The organism is Stenotrophomonas sp. YJH_SMC_133, from assembly GCF_059370655.1.
The window spans coordinates 50,903-65,477 of sequence record NZ_JCAFTW010000003.1; the positions used below are offsets into that span (position 1 = coordinate 50,903).

Genomic DNA, 14,575 nt, shown 5'->3' on the forward strand with positions numbered 1-14,575 from the left:
CTCAGCCCCCCTGCTCGGCCAGTGGCAGTTCCGCCGGCTTCACCCCCGCAGCTTCCAGGATGCTGTCGGCCACCTGCGCCGGATGCGAAAGCAGCGACACATGGCTGCTGCCGATCGATTGCAGCTGCGCGCCAATGCGCTTTGCGGTGGCGGCCTGCAGCTGCGGCGACAGCATGCGATCGTCACGGCTGAGCACGTACCAGCTCGGCTTGCTGCGCCACGCCGCAACGTTCACTACTTCGCCCAGCGCGCTGGCCTTCAACGGGACCTGCGTGCTGTACAGCAGTGCGGCCGATTTTTTCATCACGTCCGGCGCGAAGTCCTGGGCGATGGCATCAGCCGGCAAGGTCAGGTAGCCGTCCCTTTCCTGCAGTCGGGCCAGACCCGGACCGACCGGGAAACCTTCGCCCTGTTGCGCCGAAGATTGCCCTGCATCCGGTGCGAACGCCGCCACGTACACCAGCGCCTGCACCTTCGGGTCATTGCCCGCTTCGGTGATGACCGTGCCACCCCAGCTGTGGCCGACCAGCACCACCTTGCCAGGCGCAGCGGCAATCGCACGACGGGTGGCGGCGACGTCGTCGGCCAACGAGGTGAGCGGATTCTGTACGGCCACCGCCGGCAGCTTCCAGTCATGCAGGGTACTGATGACCTTGCTCCAGCTGGAGCCATCGGCGAAGGCGCCGTGCACCAGGATGACGGTGGGCGGTGCAGCGGTATCGACCTGGCTGGCGAAGGCGGGGGCGGCTGCGCCGGCAAGGGCGAGAGCAGCGGCAAGCAACGAGGTACGGATCATGGGTGGCACTCCGGTGTTGGGAATGGCCATTTCCGCCTGCCGGTGTATCGGCGCTGTTTCTCCGCTGCGCGGAGTTGTACCGGACTGTAGGGCGCAGGCGGGTTTCTACAGTGGGATACATTCGCGCGCCGGTCCTGGCTGGGCGCTTTCGGGTGAATATCGCTCCCCGCACGCGGGCGCGCAACGCCCCGATGTGCGTCAACGCATCGTCTTTGTATCTGACTGTACGAAACCCCGGCCGCGACCACAGTCGCTGACAAAACCCCGGGCAACGGCACACGTTGCCGATACCTGCGCCGCCTGGAATGGCTTCCATCGACCACTGGCCCGCAGGACACCACCATGATCAGCACCGCTTCTTCCGTGTATACCCCCCGCCTGGACGCCGTCGGCCGCTGGCTCTCGCCATTGGCGTTGCGCACCCTGCTGGCCTGGGAGTTCTTCGAATCCGGCCGCGAAAAGCTGGGCGGCCAGAACTGGTTCGCCGACCTGGAAGGCCGCTTCCCGTTCCCGTTGTCCGCCCTGCCCGCATCGCTGAACTGGCAGCTGGCGACCTGGCTGGAACTGGTGGGCGCGGTGATGCTGCTGCTCGGCCTGGCCACGCGCTCGGTGGCCTACGTCTTCTGGGTCCTCACCATCGTCGCCATCGCCGCCGTGCACTGGCCCGACCAATGGAACGGCCTGGGTGAGCTCTGGCAGGGCTATGCGATCACCGACCAGGGCTACGGCAACTTCAAGCTGCCGCTGCTGTTCCTGGCCATGTTGCTGCCACTGATCCTCAACGGCGGTGGCGCGCTCAGCGTGGACCGGCTGTTGGCCGGCTCACAGCATGCCCCTGTCGGCAATGACGGCCTGGGCTGGGGCGTCAGCCTGATCGCCCTGCTGCTGCCGGTTGCCGCGCTGCTGCCCGGCATCGGCTTCGGCGGTGCCCTGCTCGGCGGCGTGCTGCTGCTGGGCTATCTGCTGCGCCGTCGCCACGCCGCCTGAGCTGAATCCCCTGTTCCCGCGCCTTTCGCTTTCCGTCGCCTCCTCGGCGGCGTCCATCCCGCACGCCCCGCGTGCTTTCCCAAGGAGTCATCACCATGTCCATCTCGACCAAGAACACCCCCTCCTCGCGCCTGCCGCGCATCGGTGCCATCGGCATTGCCCTGGCCGGTGGCCTGCTGCTGGCCGGCCAGGCCGCGGCGATCCAACCGCTGGCGATCAGCGCGGTGGCCATGAGCGCCGCCGCCGAAGGCAAGTGCGGTGAAGGCAAGTGCGGGGCCAACAAGGCCACCACCGGCAAGCCCGCCGGCAAGGCCAAGGTGGCCGAGGGCCAGTGTGGCGAAGGCAAGTGCGGCGACGCCTCGTTTGCCCGCACCGACCGCGACCACGACGGCAAGGTCTCGCGTGCCGAGTTCAACGCTGTGGCCGCCAAGCGCGCCGCCGAGTTCGACCGCATCGACACCGACCACGACGGTTACATCAGCGAGCAGGAAGCGCACGACTACCTGCGCAGCGTCTACACCGCCAACGGCAAGCCGATGCCGAAGGGCCTGTTCTCCCGCGTTGCCGATTGATCGACGTTCACCCGGCGCCGCCTTCAAGGCGGCGCCCTCTCTCTGGAGCATCCACCATGTCCCTGCCCCTGCCCGCCCATGCCGCCGGTCTTGGCCTGCGCCGTGGGCTGATCGACGAACTGCTGGCAATGCCGGCCGGAGCCATCGACTTTCTCGAAGTCTCCCCCGACAACTGGATCGGCATCGGCGGTGCACACGGCGCTGCGCTGCGCCAACTCAGCGAGCGCCACTCCTTGACCTGCCATGGCCTGTCGCTGTCGCTGGGCGGTCCTGATCCGCTGGACCGCACCCTGCTGGCACAGACCCGTGCCTTCCTCGACCTGCACCAGGTGCAGCTGTACAGCGAACACCTGAGCTACTGCGCCGCCGGCGGCCATGTCTACGACCTGCTGCCACTGCCGTTCACCGCCGAGGCCGTTCACCATGTCGCCGGCCGTATCGCCCAAGTGCAGGACATGCTGGGCCGACGCATCGCCGTGGAGAACATTTCCTACTACGCCATCGCCGGCGCGGACATGAGCGAGATCGACTTCATCAACGCCGTGCTCGCCGAAGCCGACTGCGACCTGCTGCTGGACGTCAACAACGTCTTCGTCAATGCCTGCAACAACGGTTACGACGCCTTCGAATTCCTGGCCCGCGTGCCGTCCCACCGTGTCGCCTCGCTGCACGTAGCGGGCCACTTCGATGAAGACGACGGCTTCAAGATCGATACCCATGGTGCGCCGGTGAAAGGCGTGGTCTGGGCGCTGTTGCGCGAGGCCTACATGCGGGTGGGCGTGCGCCCCACGCTGCTCGAACGCGACTTCAACTTCCCCCCGCTTGCCGAATTGCTGGCCGAGGTCGGGCAGATCCGCCAGGCGCAGGCCGAGGCACGTTGGCCCGAGGTGACCCATGGCTGAGTCGCTGGCTACCCTGCAACGGCGCTGGGCCGATCATGTGCGCGACCCTGCAAAGACCGCACCCGATGACATCGAGGCGCGGCGGATGGCGGTCTACCGCCGCCTGTGCATCGACAGCTTGGACAGCCTGCTGGCGGGCAGCCTGCCGCGACTGCAGCAACAGTTGGGCACGTCGCGCTGGCGCGACATCGTGGAGCACTACTATGCCAGCCACATCTGTCACACCCCGTTGTTCCCACGGATCGCCGGCGAGTTCGCGGCCTGGCTGGCGGTGCAGGACACGCTGGCGCTGCCGGGCTGGGCAGCGGAACTGGCGCACTACGAGAGCACGCAGCAGTCGCTGCACATTGAAGCGCGTGACGGCGGGCGGCCGCTGCAGCGCGCTCCCGTAGGCAATGATGTGCTGGCGGTTTCGCCATTGGTGCGGGTGCTTGGCTACCAGTGGCCAGTACATGAGGACGGGGCGCTGGAGCCGGTGTTGAGCACGGCTCCCACGCTGCTGGTGATCCAGCGCCTCGCCGATTTCAGCCTGCAGACCGAGGAACTGTCACCGCTGGCCTACGCGCTGCTGTCGGTGTTCGGTGACGACAGCGCGTCGGTGGATGAAGCACTGCAGCTGCTGTCCGAAACACATGGCGTGGCAGCGGACGCATTGCGCATGGCCTGCGTGCCTGTTCTGGGCGAGCTGTGCGCGGCGGGCGTGCTGGTTGCATTGCCTGCTTTCTGAGGGTGCCGGCCAGCGGCCGGCACTACCCGTTCCTTGGCCGGCCAGCGGCCGGCACTACCGTCCCCCTACTTCGAGATCTCATCATGGCTCCTTCCAACACGTCCTTCCTGCATGGCTGGCGCCTGTTCGTGGCCGTAGCGGTGGTCCTGATCGCCTTCGCGCTGGCGGCCTTCGCCCTGTATCCCGATGCAGCCGAAGGCAGCCGAGCCGCGATCCGGGTCACTGCGCGCACATCGTTCCTGCTGTTCCTGGCAGCGTTCACGGCATCGTCGTTCGCCAGCCTTCTGCCAGGCCCGTTCACCCGCTTCCTGCTGCGCGAACGGCGCATCATCGGCCTGTCCTTCGCGTTCTCGCACCTGTTGCATGCAGTCGCGATCACCAGTTTCGGCATCCTCAACCCGGCGTTCTGGCCAGCACGATCCGCGCTGGCCAACCTCCCGGGCACGGTGGGCTACATTGCCATCCTGGCGATGGCCATCACCTCGCACCGGGGGCTCGCCCGGCGCATGGGACCCACCGCCTGGCGTCGCCTGCACGTCACCGGTATGTGGATCATTGCGGCGGTGTTTACCTACTCGTACTTCAAGCGCGTTCCGGGCAACTTCTGGTATGCGGTGCCGTCGGCGCTGCTGTTCACCGCCTTCGTGGTGCGCTGGATCGCCAAGCGGGCGCAGGCGCTGCGCCGAAGTGCGCATGTGCGGCCGCCGCTGCGGGCGGCCTGAGGGGCTGGCGCCAGATGCCTTTACCTGCGGGAATGGGATCTGACCCCCACTTCAGGTCAAGGCGCGCGGCGCAGCGTGATCAGGGTGATCTCCGACGGCACGCCGATGCGCGCCGGGAAACCTGCCCAGAGGCCCGCACCGTTGCCCACGTAAAGCGTCATCCCGTCCACGTCGTAGCGGCCGGAGACATAGCCGCCGTTGGCTCGTTTCACCAGCTGGTCCATACCAAAGATCTGCCCGCCGTGGGTATGCCCGGACAATTGCAGCTTCACACCGCGCGCGGCAGCTTCACGCGCATTGCGCGGGCGGTGATCGAGCAGGATCACCGGTGCAGAGGGATCGGCGCCGGCCAGCGCGGTCTCCAGATCCGGCAGCGGCAGGCCATAGCGTGCCGCCACCGGATCGGTGACGCCGGCGATGGTCAGCGCCGCGTCATCACGGCGTACCTGCAGATGGCTGTTCTCCAGCACCTGCATGTGCAGCGCGCGGAACGCCTGCATCCACGCCTGGTACTGCGCGTAGTACTCGTGGTTGCCGGTGATGGCGACGACGCCGTCCGGCGCCCGCAGGTCCGCGAGCGGGCGCGCGTCGTCACGGCGGGCCTCGACACTGCCGTCGATCAGATCGCCAGTGATCACGATCAGGTCCGGTGTCAGTGCGTTGCTCTTGTCCACAACCTTGCGCACCCAGTCGCCAGTCAGCAAGCGGCTGGCGTGGATGTCGGTCAGCTGCAGCACGCGATAGCCGTCGAACGCAGCAGGCAGATCCTTGATCGCCACGTCGATCTGCCGAGGCTGGGGCACGGCCATGCCCTGGCTGATGCCATAGCCACTCACAAGCAGCGCCAGCAGGCCGGCCAACGGCCGCAGCTTCGAGGCGCGCAGGGCCGATACGATGCGCGGCCAACGCAGCAGGCGCGAAAGCAGCAGGCCGGCATCCAGTACCAGCATCATCAAGGCCAGCAGCAGTACCGCCGTGGAGCCGGTGGCCAGAACGGCGATGGCCAGCTTCGGGATCTCCGGCGAGGCCATCGTGCCCCAGAAGGTGGCGACGATGCGCAGCTGCACGGCCACGCCCACCAGCAGCAACGACAGCACGACCTTCATCCAGATGGGCATGCGCAGTGGCCAGAACAGGCGCCAGGCCACATACAGGCCCATCAACAAACCGATCGTACTCAGCACTGCAACCATCCATGACAGAAAGCGGGCCCGCCATGGTGACGGCTGCGGGTCGTGTTGTGTAGAGCCGGGCCCATGCCCGGCTGCCCAGGAAGCCGTCGAGCATGGCTCGACGCTACAGAACCCCGATCGCGCATGGCTCGACGCTACGGATGCCCCAGGCGCTCCACCCGCAGGCGGGCGATGCGACGCTTCTCCATCGCCAGTACGGTGATGCGAACATCCGCAACCTCCACCGCGTCACCGATGTCCGGCAGGCGCCCCAGACGCTCCAGCACCAGGCCGGAGATGGTCATGTAGTCGGCACTGCGCGGCAGCGATACGCCGGCCAGCCGCTGCAGGTCGTCCAGAGTCAGCGCACCATCGGCCTCCCACTGGTCCTCGCCCTGCGCGACCACGCCATAGCGCTCGTCCTGGGTATCGACCAGGTCACCGGCAATGGCCGCCAGCAGGTCATTGGCGGTCACCAGGCCTTCCACGCTGCCGTACTCGTCCACCGCCACCGCCAACGGCACCGGGTGCTGGCGGATCAGTTCCAGCGCCTGCAGCGCGCTGGCACTGGACAGCACGTACTGCGGCTCGCGCAGGTTGCCTTCCAGCTGCAGCGGCCTGCCCTGCAGCAGGTCGGCCAGCAGGTCGCGGCTCTGCACCACGCCACGCAGGCTGTCCAGGTCGCCATCACCCACCAGCAGGCGGGTGTGCGGCGACGCCACCAGGCGTGCCACCACATCCTCCTGCCCACGGGCCAGGTCGATCCACTGCACGTCGGCACGCACCGTCATCACGCTCGACACCGGGCGATCGGCCAGCCCCAGCACGCTGCGGATCATCTCGTGCTCCGCCGGCTGCAGGCGCTCTTCGGCATCGACGTGTTCGTCCGCGCTTTCGTCGTCGTGGCCATTGGCCGGGCGCGCGCCCAGCATGCGCAGCACGGCGTCGGCGGTGCGCTGGCGGAACGGCTGGCGGCGCTCGTTGCGCTCACGGTTGAAACGCACCCACTGGTTGAACGCCTCGACCAGGATCGAGAAGGCAATCGCCGCGTACAGGTAACCCTTCGGAATCTTGTAGCCCAGGCCCTCGGCCACCAGGCTGAAACCGATCATCAGCAGGAAGCCCAGGCACAGCACCACCACCGTGGGATGCTTGTTGACGAAGCGCGTCAGCGGCTTGCTGGCCAACAGCATCAGCGCCATCGCGATGGTCACGGCGGCATACATCACGCCCAGGTTGTCGACCATGCCCACCGCGGTGATCACCGAGTCCAGCGAGAACACCGCGTCGAGCACCACGATCTGTGCCACCACCATTGCGAAGCTGGCGTAGACCTTCTTGCCATCCTCGTGGTGTTCGCGGCCTTCCAGCCGTTCGTGCAGCTCCATGGTGCCCTTGAACAGCAGGAACAGGCCACCGCCCAACAGGATCAGGTCACGCCCGGAGAAGCTGTGGTCGAACAGCGTCAGCAGCGGCTCGGTCAGTTTCATGATCCACGCCAACGCCGCCAGCAGCACCAGCCGCATCAGCAAGGCCAGCGCCAGGCCGATTACCCGCGCGCGGTCACGCTGGTGCGGCGGTAGCTTGTCGGCAAGGATCGCGATGAACACCAGGTTGTCGATGCCGAGAACGATCTCCAGCACGACCAGGGTTGCAAGGCCCATCCAGATCGAGGGGTCAGCCAACCATTCCATTTCAGGTCCGTTTCGTCAGTAGGTAAGGGAAAAGAGCGACCGCTCAGTCAGCGTCCTGTGCCTGCGCCGGGTCGTGCCCGAGCAGGTCGCCGGGCGTGCACTGCAGCTCGCGGCAGATCGCATCAAGGGTGGAAAAGCGGATGGCGCGCGCCTTGCCGGTCTTCAGGATCGACAGATTGGCCAGGGTGATGTCGATGCGCCCGGCCAGCTCGGACAGGGTCATGCCCCGTGCCTGCAGCATGCGGTCCAGGGTGATGACGATCGCCATCAGATGACACCGTCGAGGTCGTCGCGCATCGCTGCGCCCACGGCGAAGACGCGCGCCAGCACGAACAGCATCAGCACGGCCACCAGGCCAGTGATCGACATGCCACCGCCGACCTCCATCCAGGTGAAATCCGGGCCCATCCAGGCCGAATAGGCACCGATCAGGATCGACAGCAGTTCCATTGCCAGCATCAGCCAGGCCATGCGCTGCAGGCGCCGTGCATTGGCGTGGGTGAACGGCCGCTCGCGCGCCGCCGACTTCAGCAGCCTCAGCAGATGGCGCAGGAACAGCAGGCACAGCACCAGCAGCGCGATGATCGCGCCCAGGCCCAGGCAGAAGTGCAGGAACAGATCATTGCCGTGCGCGGCAGCGGCCTCGGCGTCATGCACGCTGTCGAGCAGCCAGCGGCGGTCGTGGGCGACCAGCGACACCGCCAGCAGTGCGGCCAGGATGCCCAGCCAGCACATCGCCCGGACGGCCTGTACGGCGGCCTGGGCCAGGGCAAACAGGCCTCGCGCGGGTCTGGCGCGGGCGGGACGAGCGGTCAAGCGGCCTCCGGTGTTGGGGTGGACGCGCCGCCCCGGGATGGATTTATCGATAAACGATATATCACACGCTGCGTGAAAGGCTGAACCGCAGGCGTGGCTCCTGTCAGGGCCCGGGCGCGCCCCGCTCCAGCATCGCCTCACCCGGCGTCGCAGAGGCCATCGCCTGCACACCGGCATCGGCGGCCTGTCGCGTGACCAGGCGGAAGCGCACCTGCAGCTTGCCCTGCCCCGGGGTGGCCCAGCCGTACTGGATCGCCACCTGATCGGCCGACAGCGGCCCACGTCCCGGCAGCGAGCGCACCTGCAACGGCATCGGCGCGGCCTGCACCAACCGGGCGAATCCCTTCTGCACGACCGCCGCGTCGGCCTTTTCGGCGTAGACCGTGCACGTGCCATCGTCAGCCCAGCTCACCGCATAACGGCCACTGGCCAGGGGCACCATCCAGGCCACGCCCGATTGCCCCTGCAACAGCGCGGCGGCTTCGGCGGGCTGCAGCGGCGACAGCCCATTGGATTCCATCAGCGACTGCAACCGCGCCGGGGCCCCGATGTGCTGCATGCAGGCGGTATCGAACAGCTCGCTGAAGGGATCCTGCGCCGGACCCTTGGCCTTGGGCGTGCGCGCGGGTTGCGCCGCCGCCAGGGTGGGCAGCAGGGCCAAAGCCAGCCAGAACGCAGGACGCATCGGGATTCCACGCTACGGAAAACAGCAGGGAGGATGGCAAAGCCCGGGCGTGCCGCGCAATGGGTCATGGCTTGACAGCCGCCACCGGCGGGAGGAGTATCAGTTAACGAATTAGTTAATTAGCTCGCCATGGACCGCATCTTCGAAGCCCTTGCCTCCACCGCCCGCCGGCAGATCCTGGCTTATCTCAGTGCCGGCGAACTCAGCGCGGGCGAGCTGGCCGAGCGCTTCGACTTCAGCAAGCCGGCGTTGTCCAGCCACCTGCGCATCCTCGAGGAAGCCGGACTGATCGAACGCGAGAAACGCGGCCAGTTCGTGTACTTCAGGCAGGTACCCGACCGTTTGGCCAACACGTTGTTCTCGTGGGCGGCCGAAGTCTGCCCTGTCGGCGGCCCGCTCAAGCGTGAAGCCCGCGCCCGCCGCAAGTCCCCCGCCCGCTGATCCGCCCCGCCAAGGAGCATGACGATGCCTGGTTCGACCCGCGATCGCCGTTCGTTTCCAGCAGTGCAGCTTCCGGCACAGGACGGCGGCAGTCCGACCGAAGTCACCCTGATCGCGCAGCTCGGCATCGGTGCCGGTGACGCGCTGGTGAGTGACGCCAGCCAGCGTCAGCGCCACCACCCGGCGTTCATCGATGCGTTGGATGAACCTTCGGCGCGACTGGGTGGCATGCACCTGCAGCACGGGGATGCCTCCTCGCTGTACAGCTTCACCGTCGGTGCCGGTGGCCATCCGTTTCATCGCCATGCAGGCCCGCGCATGTTCACCGCCATCGCCGGCAGCGCGGGAGCCGAGCTGCGTTTCGCCACCGCCTCCGACACGCAGCTGGCGGCAGATCCCGGTGCCTTCGCGCACACGCTTCGGCGCATCCGCATCCCACCGGACTGCCTGTTTACCGTGCGCTTCGGCGGCGGCACCTGGCACCAGTTCGCGTCGAACCATCCTGCACATCCAGCGCTGTTCGCGTTGTCCTGCCACAGCAATGAACTGGCCGGCGCGATGAGCGAGCAGGCGCGTGCACAGGTGCAACGCAATGCCGCCGATATCCCCAGCCTGACCGAGGTGCTTCCGGAATCGCACTGGCCTTCGGGCACCTCGCTTGCGGCGGCACCGCTGTTGCAACTGTCGCTGCAGGCGGCGCCTCCCAGCCTGTGCGCACACCTCTGCGCGCGTACCCGTGCGCTGCTCGGCCCGCTGCGCCGCATCCCCATGCGGCCGCTGCGCGGGTTCGTCGAACGTGCCACACCGGCCTATCCCATCCGTTCGCGGCCCGCCGCCACCGATGGCCTGCTGCCCACAGCGCTGCCGCACAGCCACTACCAGGACCTGACCACCCTGTGCCTGGACCCCTCGCAGGTGGTCCACCGTTCCGCGTCGGCACTGCTGGCCGATGTACTGGACGGCTTCCTGCGCAATCCGCCCAGCGGCGTAGGCCATCTGATGGCGCTGCGAAACCGACTGGTGGCGCCGTTGCGGTTGCGCACGTCGCCGCTGGGATGCCCGGTGTCGTCACTGCTGTCCACCGATCGCAGCCGGTTGTTCGCTGGTCGATTTCCGGTGCTGGATTCGCACATCGATGCGCAGGACAACGACGCCGAAGTCCTGCTCGGCGCCGACGATCGGCACCTGCGTTTCCGTAGCAGCGTGCGCGTGCAGCGGCGTAGCGATGGACATGTCGAGATCAGCCTGGGCTCTCGCGTGCAGACCCTCAATGCGTTCGGCGGCATGTACATGGCACTGATCGACGCCGGGCACCGGCACTATGTCGCGCCGGCACTGCTGCGGCGTGCGGTGGAACACGCCTTGGCACCGGAGCTGGCCAATCTTGGGGATCCGGCAGCACACCCTGCGCACTGCTGACCCTGGAACACGATGCGCCGGGCGCTGCACGGTTCCGCTCAGATCACGATTTCGCCCTCGTCCTCGCCATCCCAGTAGTGGATGCGGCTGGCGCGCACGTGAATCAGCACCAGTCCCGGTGTATCCACGCCCTGTTCGAACCATCGCTCCAGGTCCTTCACCCAGTGCTGGCTCATCGTGGCCCGGTCGCGCACCAGCGCTGCCCTGCCCTGCACGTGCACGAACAACGGTGGCTTGCCCAGCAGCGACTTGCTGCCGGAAAAACCCAACGCGACGGCGGGGTCAGCTTCAATCTCGCGCACCATGTCGGTGTCTTCGGTGGTGAAGAACCAGCTGTCACCGTCATAGTCCACGTCGCCGTTGTTGCTCATCGGACGACCGGCAATCTCTCCGCCGGCGTGGGTCTGCAGCATCGTGAAATCGATGCCGGCCATTTTCCTGGACAGTTCAGGCAGGGTGAGCTGGGTCATGTCGTCTTCCCTCGTCGGATGGAGTCCCAGCGTCTGCGCAGGGCGGTGACCGAAGCGTGGATGGGCAGTTGCGACCTCTTCACAGAAAACGAGATAGGGCACATGGCACGTGTGTGACGCATTCCTCACCACCACACCCGCGTTAACAGCGGATGGAGGAACGGTCCTCCACGCCGCGACACGCCTCTAACAGGGCATTGCCCGAGAATCGCGCAACCTCGCGATGCATCCGGCATGGCCGCCGGCATCACCGGGGCTCCCCTCCGCAACCGCATGGCCCCACATGGACCTGTTCGCCTGGCTCGCGTTCGGCTGCTACCTGTTGGCGTTCTTCATTGTCTCGCTGTTTGCTGCGGCCTACCTGAAACGCTCGGACTTCATGCCCTACCACGGCCAGGCCGTGGGCCTGCCATGGAAGGAGGTCGAACCGCGCATGCAGTTGCTGCTGATGGCACTCATCCGCGTGGTCGGCGCCGGTTGGATCGCACTGGCCGGCGCCGGCGTGATGCTGGCCTGGCTGATCTTCTTCGGCGGACACTTCGCGCTGCCGCAACTGCTGGCCTTCCAGTTGTTCTGCCTGGTCGCCACCGTGCCGCCGGTACTGGTCGCTTCCGGCGTGCGGCGACGCACCGGTGCGCGTACACCGGTGCCCGCCGGCGCCGCGGTGGTGCTGCTGTCGGTCATCGGATTCGTGCTGGCCCTGTTGGCACTGTCCTGATGCGTGCTCCCTCCTATCCCTCCATCGAGGCTCCCATGAATCCCGAATCGATCTTCTACAGCGTGGTCAACGGTGATCTGCCGCCCTCCCAGGCGGGCACCCTGCTCGGCTGGCGATTCGTCGACTACGACGACGCACTGCGCCGCATCCATGTCGAGTTCGACGCCGGGCCGATGCTGACCAACCCGATGGGCAACGTGCAGGGAGGCTTCCTGTCGGCGATGCTGGATGACTGCATGGGGCCGGCGATCTACGCCACACTGCCCGCCAACCGTATCGCGGTCACGGTGGAATCCAAGACCAGTTTCGTCAGTCCGGCACGACCCGGGCGCATCATCGGTTGGGGCGAAGTCGAGCACAGCAAGGGGAGCATCGCCTTCACGCGTGGCTGGCTGACTGACCCGGCAGGCAACGTACTGGCCACCGCCACCGCCACCTTCCGGGTGGGTGCGCTGCGCTGGCGTGGATTATCGGTACCACGTCCGATCGCGCGCCGGATGATCGCGCGGACGCTGCGGCGGGTGCATGCACGCATCGGCTGACGCATGCCCTCAACGCGTGATGCGACCGCCACCCGCCACCCGTACCCGATCACGCCCCTGCGCCTTGGCCCGGTACATGGCCGCATCGGCGGCTCGTAGCAGGGTGCGCCAGCCCAGCGCGTCGGTGCCGCCCTCGGCCACGCCGAAACTGGCGGTCACCCGCAGCACGGTGCCGCCGGCCAGCGCGATGTCCATCTGCTGCAGGGCCAATCGCAATGACTCGGCCAGCTGGCGGCCACCGGCCAGATCACCGTCGGCCAGCAGCACCAGGAATTCCTCGCCGCCATAACGGGCGATGCTGTCGCTGCGGCGCAGCTGATGCCGCAACAACTGCGCCACCCGCACCAGCACTTCGTCGCCGGCATCATGGCCATGGCCATCGTTGATCGCCTTGAAGCGATCCACGTCCAGCAGGATCACCACGGCGCTTGCATCGCCCCCCGCGTGTCTCTGCTGCACCACCTCATCCAGCGCGCGCCGGTTCAACAATCCGGTCAGCTCGTCGGTGCCAGCGAGCTGGCGCAGCTCGCTGGTCAGTGCCGAGCGCTCGCGCGATTTCTCACGCAGTACTTCGATGGCGTCGAACAAGCGCTGCATCTCGGCCAGCGGGTGGGTGACATGCTGCTCCGGACCGGGTGCATCCGACGCAAGCTGGATCACCTGTGTCTGCGCCTGCAGTAACGGCTGCAGGATCTGCCGGTGGGCAATGCGCAATGCCACGCCCAGCACCACCAGTGTGCCCAGCGCGGTCGCCACCAGCACGGCCAGGCGCATGGCCTCGCGATTGCGGGTGCGTTCAAAGCGGGCGATTGACACGCTCAGGTAGCCATCACGCAGCGCCTCAAGCGACTGCAGGGTCGGCACGTAGCGCGTGGTGAATTCGGCGGCGGTCCATGGCGGCGGCAGGCCTCGGCGGCCATCTTCGATCAACTGCTCGATCATCGGCAGCGATTCGCCGAAGAACTGCCGACGCGCCATGTCCCAGTGCCATGACAATTCCGGGTCACTGCGGAACACCGACTCGTGGCTGCCCGCCAACCGCCACAGCTCCAACAGGCGACCCTCGGTCTGCAGTGCAGCGCGTACCTGTTCCTCCCGCCATGCCCCTGGCACCGCCACCGGCGCCATCACATTCGAGGCCAGGCGGCCACCATGCTCGCGAAGATCGATCAGCACCTGGCCCTGCATCGCCGGAATCGCTGCTTCACGGTCGGCGCTGACCAGCACGTTGATCTGTGCCGAGGTCAGCAGGTGCAGGCGATCGACCACGGCGAACATGCCACTGATCGCACGCTCCACCTCCTCCACGCGGCGTGCGTCATGGGGTTGCGCCACGACCCGGTCGACCGCAGCCCGCGCCGATTGCAGGCGACGTTGCGCGTCGGCCAGCAGCCCATGCTCGTCGACCACTCCCGGATCAGCCTTGAACACGGTGTCCAGCTGCAGCAGGGCAGCGTCGACCCGCTTGCGCGCGGCCGCCAGCTGCGCGGCCAGCGGTGCCTGCTCGGCCGCATCGGCCGGGTCGGCCCCCAGCAGGCTGTTGGCGGGGCCGCGTTCGGCCGACACCAGGTTGGCCAGGTCGAAGGTCTGCCGCAGCTGGCGCAGGCTGGCCAGGTTGTCCTCGGCGGCCGTGAAGCGCAGCGTGCCCTGCACCAGTGCGATGGCCATCAGCGGCAGCGTACAGACTACGAACAGCCCAGCCAGGATCCAGACCCAGGTCCGCAATCCGATGGGCGACGCCTTGCGGGCCATGCACATTTCCCCTGTAGTGCCGAACACTGTAACGGCCGGCTACACAGGCGCCAAGCCACTCGCGGGCCAACCGTGGCGGTGGGTATACCCTGCCGACCGCGAACGCACCGACAAGGCCGCGCGAACATTCGAACCGGGACAAATACGTCATGCCCAGCCG

At 67.2% G+C, this 14,575-nt stretch carries 17 protein-coding genes; 9 read left to right on the forward strand and 8 right to left on the reverse strand.

From position 1 onward, the window contains the following. Position 1: 1 nt before the first annotated feature. Positions 2-796, reverse strand: a complete 795-nt coding sequence (locus AC5P78_RS04665) for an alpha/beta fold hydrolase (protein ID WP_099480422.1) — start codon at positions 794-796, stop codon at positions 2-4. Positions 797-1,138: 342 nt separating this feature from the next. Between AC5P78_RS04665 and AC5P78_RS04670 the strand changes: the two genes are divergently transcribed. The 5 genes from AC5P78_RS04670 to AC5P78_RS04690 all read left to right on the forward strand — a co-directional run bounded on the left by AC5P78_RS04670 (position 1,139) and on the right by AC5P78_RS04690 (position 4,706). Next, positions 1,139-1,783, forward strand: a complete 645-nt coding sequence (locus AC5P78_RS04670) for an HvfX family Cu-binding RiPP maturation protein (RefSeq protein WP_005408501.1) — start codon at positions 1,139-1,141, stop codon at positions 1,781-1,783. A 95-nt stretch (positions 1,784-1,878) separates the two neighbouring features. Then, positions 1,879-2,355, forward strand: a complete 477-nt coding sequence (locus tag AC5P78_RS04675) for an HvfA family oxazolone/thioamide-modified RiPP metallophore (RefSeq protein WP_005408500.1) — start codon at positions 1,879-1,881, stop codon at positions 2,353-2,355. Positions 2,356-2,411: 56 nt separating this feature from the next. Then, a complete protein-coding gene (locus tag AC5P78_RS04680) occupies positions 2,412-3,257 on the forward strand; it encodes an HvfB family MNIO-type RiPP peptide maturase (protein WP_005408499.1) in 846 nt (281 codons plus the stop codon). After that, positions 3,250-3,984 (forward strand): HvfC family RiPP maturation protein, encoded by a 735-nt coding sequence (locus tag AC5P78_RS04685; protein WP_088431566.1) that lies wholly within the window; start codon positions 3,250-3,252, stop codon positions 3,982-3,984. Before AC5P78_RS04680 ends, AC5P78_RS04685 begins: the two co-directional genes overlap by 8 nt. Positions 3,985-4,067: 83 nt before the next feature. Next, the gene (locus tag AC5P78_RS04690; RefSeq protein WP_049403232.1) at positions 4,068-4,706 is read left to right on the forward strand and encodes a ferric reductase-like transmembrane domain-containing protein; all 639 of its coding nucleotides are present in this window, start codon (positions 4,068-4,070) and stop codon (positions 4,704-4,706) included. Positions 4,707-4,762: 56 nt separating this feature from the next. Here AC5P78_RS04690 and AC5P78_RS04695 read toward each other — a convergent pair whose 3' ends face one another. From AC5P78_RS04695 to AC5P78_RS04715, 5 genes are all read right to left on the reverse strand, one after another. Further along, on the reverse strand, positions 4,763-5,899 hold the full coding sequence (locus AC5P78_RS04695) for a metallophosphoesterase (RefSeq protein ID WP_088431564.1): 1,137 nt from the start codon (positions 5,897-5,899) through the stop codon (positions 4,763-4,765). A gap of 134 nt (positions 5,900-6,033) precedes the next feature. Next, positions 6,034-7,572 (reverse strand): TerC family protein, encoded by a 1,539-nt coding sequence (locus AC5P78_RS04700; protein WP_262094749.1) that lies wholly within the window; start codon positions 7,570-7,572, stop codon positions 6,034-6,036. Between the two features lie 43 nt (positions 7,573-7,615). Beyond that, on the reverse strand, positions 7,616-7,840 hold the full coding sequence (locus tag AC5P78_RS04705; protein WP_012479411.1) for a helix-turn-helix domain-containing protein: 225 nt from the start codon (positions 7,838-7,840) through the stop codon (positions 7,616-7,618). Next, complete coding sequence (locus AC5P78_RS04710; protein ID WP_414498316.1) at positions 7,840-8,307, reverse strand: DUF2975 domain-containing protein; 468 nt, start codon at positions 8,305-8,307, stop codon at positions 7,840-7,842. The genes AC5P78_RS04705 and AC5P78_RS04710 overlap by 1 nt, the downstream gene beginning before the upstream one ends. 184 nt (positions 8,308-8,491) lie before the next feature. Continuing rightward, positions 8,492-9,073 (reverse strand): NMCC_0638 family (lipo)protein, encoded by a 582-nt coding sequence (locus tag AC5P78_RS04715; RefSeq protein WP_076738861.1) that lies wholly within the window; start codon positions 9,071-9,073, stop codon positions 8,492-8,494. Positions 9,074-9,202: 129 nt separating this feature from the next. Between AC5P78_RS04715 and AC5P78_RS04720 the strand changes: the two genes are divergently transcribed. Together AC5P78_RS04720 and AC5P78_RS04725 are read left to right on the forward strand one after the other, a co-directional pair. Next, on the forward strand, positions 9,203-9,514 hold the full coding sequence (locus AC5P78_RS04720) for a metalloregulator ArsR/SmtB family transcription factor (protein WP_004147836.1): 312 nt from the start codon (positions 9,203-9,205) through the stop codon (positions 9,512-9,514). A 24-nt stretch (positions 9,515-9,538) separates the two neighbouring features. Next, the gene (locus AC5P78_RS04725; protein ID WP_076738862.1) at positions 9,539-10,933 is read left to right on the forward strand and encodes a DUF2867 domain-containing protein; all 1,395 of its coding nucleotides are present in this window, start codon (positions 9,539-9,541) and stop codon (positions 10,931-10,933) included. Positions 10,934-10,971: 38 nt separating this feature from the next. Here the strand turns inward: AC5P78_RS04725 and AC5P78_RS04730 are convergent, their stop codons facing one another. Continuing rightward, positions 10,972-11,403 (reverse strand): pyridoxamine 5'-phosphate oxidase family protein, encoded by a 432-nt coding sequence (locus AC5P78_RS04730; RefSeq protein ID WP_005412573.1) that lies wholly within the window; start codon positions 11,401-11,403, stop codon positions 10,972-10,974. A gap of 283 nt (positions 11,404-11,686) precedes the next feature. On the opposite strand from AC5P78_RS04730, the gene AC5P78_RS04735 reads away from it, so the two are divergent. Beyond that, positions 11,687-12,121 (forward strand): hypothetical protein, encoded by a 435-nt coding sequence (locus AC5P78_RS04735; RefSeq protein ID WP_012479406.1) that lies wholly within the window; start codon positions 11,687-11,689, stop codon positions 12,119-12,121. Between the two features lie 35 nt (positions 12,122-12,156). After that, positions 12,157-12,663: a PaaI family thioesterase gene (locus AC5P78_RS04740; RefSeq protein WP_024956981.1), complete on the forward strand. Its 507-nt coding sequence runs from the start codon at positions 12,157-12,159 to the stop codon at positions 12,661-12,663. Positions 12,664-12,672: 9 nt separating this feature from the next. Here AC5P78_RS04740 and AC5P78_RS04745 read toward each other — a convergent pair whose 3' ends face one another. Further along, the gene (locus AC5P78_RS04745; protein WP_049397633.1) at positions 12,673-14,415 is read right to left on the reverse strand and encodes a GGDEF domain-containing protein; all 1,743 of its coding nucleotides are present in this window, start codon (positions 14,413-14,415) and stop codon (positions 12,673-12,675) included. Positions 14,416-14,575: the final 160 nt, after the last annotated feature.

Excerpts from the sequence above, each read along its gene's own strand:
- AC5P78_RS04695 (WP_088431564.1), bottom strand. The coding sequence starts at position 5,899 with ATGGTTGCAGTGCTGAGTACGATCGGTTTGTTGATGGGCCTGTATGTG.
- AC5P78_RS04675 (WP_005408500.1), top strand. The coding sequence starts at position 1,879 with ATGTCCATCTCGACCAAGAACACCCCCTCCTCGCGCCTGCCGCGCATC.
- AC5P78_RS04700 (WP_262094749.1), bottom strand. The coding sequence starts at position 7,572 with ATGGAATGGTTGGCTGACCCCTCGATCTGGATGGGCCTTGCAACCCTG.
- AC5P78_RS04725 (WP_076738862.1), top strand. The coding sequence starts at position 9,539 with ATGCCTGGTTCGACCCGCGATCGCCGTTCGTTTCCAGCAGTGCAGCTT.
- AC5P78_RS04720 (WP_004147836.1), top strand. The coding sequence starts at position 9,203 with ATGGACCGCATCTTCGAAGCCCTTGCCTCCACCGCCCGCCGGCAGATC.
- AC5P78_RS04735 (WP_012479406.1), top strand. The coding sequence starts at position 11,687 with ATGGACCTGTTCGCCTGGCTCGCGTTCGGCTGCTACCTGTTGGCGTTC.
- AC5P78_RS04685 (WP_088431566.1), top strand. The coding sequence starts at position 3,250 with ATGGCTGAGTCGCTGGCTACCCTGCAACGGCGCTGGGCCGATCATGTG.
- AC5P78_RS04710 (WP_414498316.1), bottom strand. The coding sequence starts at position 8,307 with ATGTGCTGGCTGGGCATCCTGGCCGCACTGCTGGCGGTGTCGCTGGTC.
- AC5P78_RS04690 (WP_049403232.1), top strand. The coding sequence starts at position 4,068 with ATGGCTCCTTCCAACACGTCCTTCCTGCATGGCTGGCGCCTGTTCGTG.
- AC5P78_RS04745 (WP_049397633.1), bottom strand. The coding sequence starts at position 14,415 with ATGGCCCGCAAGGCGTCGCCCATCGGATTGCGGACCTGGGTCTGGATC.
- AC5P78_RS04665 (WP_099480422.1), bottom strand. The coding sequence starts at position 796 with ATGATCCGTACCTCGTTGCTTGCCGCTGCTCTCGCCCTTGCCGGCGCA.
- AC5P78_RS04715 (WP_076738861.1), bottom strand. The coding sequence starts at position 9,073 with ATGCGTCCTGCGTTCTGGCTGGCTTTGGCCCTGCTGCCCACCCTGGCG.
- AC5P78_RS04670 (WP_005408501.1), top strand. The coding sequence starts at position 1,139 with ATGATCAGCACCGCTTCTTCCGTGTATACCCCCCGCCTGGACGCCGTC.
- AC5P78_RS04705 (WP_012479411.1), bottom strand. The coding sequence starts at position 7,840 with ATGGCGATCGTCATCACCCTGGACCGCATGCTGCAGGCACGGGGCATG.
- AC5P78_RS04740 (WP_024956981.1), top strand. The coding sequence starts at position 12,157 with ATGAATCCCGAATCGATCTTCTACAGCGTGGTCAACGGTGATCTGCCG.
- AC5P78_RS04680 (WP_005408499.1), top strand. The coding sequence starts at position 2,412 with ATGTCCCTGCCCCTGCCCGCCCATGCCGCCGGTCTTGGCCTGCGCCGT.
- AC5P78_RS04730 (WP_005412573.1), bottom strand. The coding sequence starts at position 11,403 with ATGACCCAGCTCACCCTGCCTGAACTGTCCAGGAAAATGGCCGGCATC.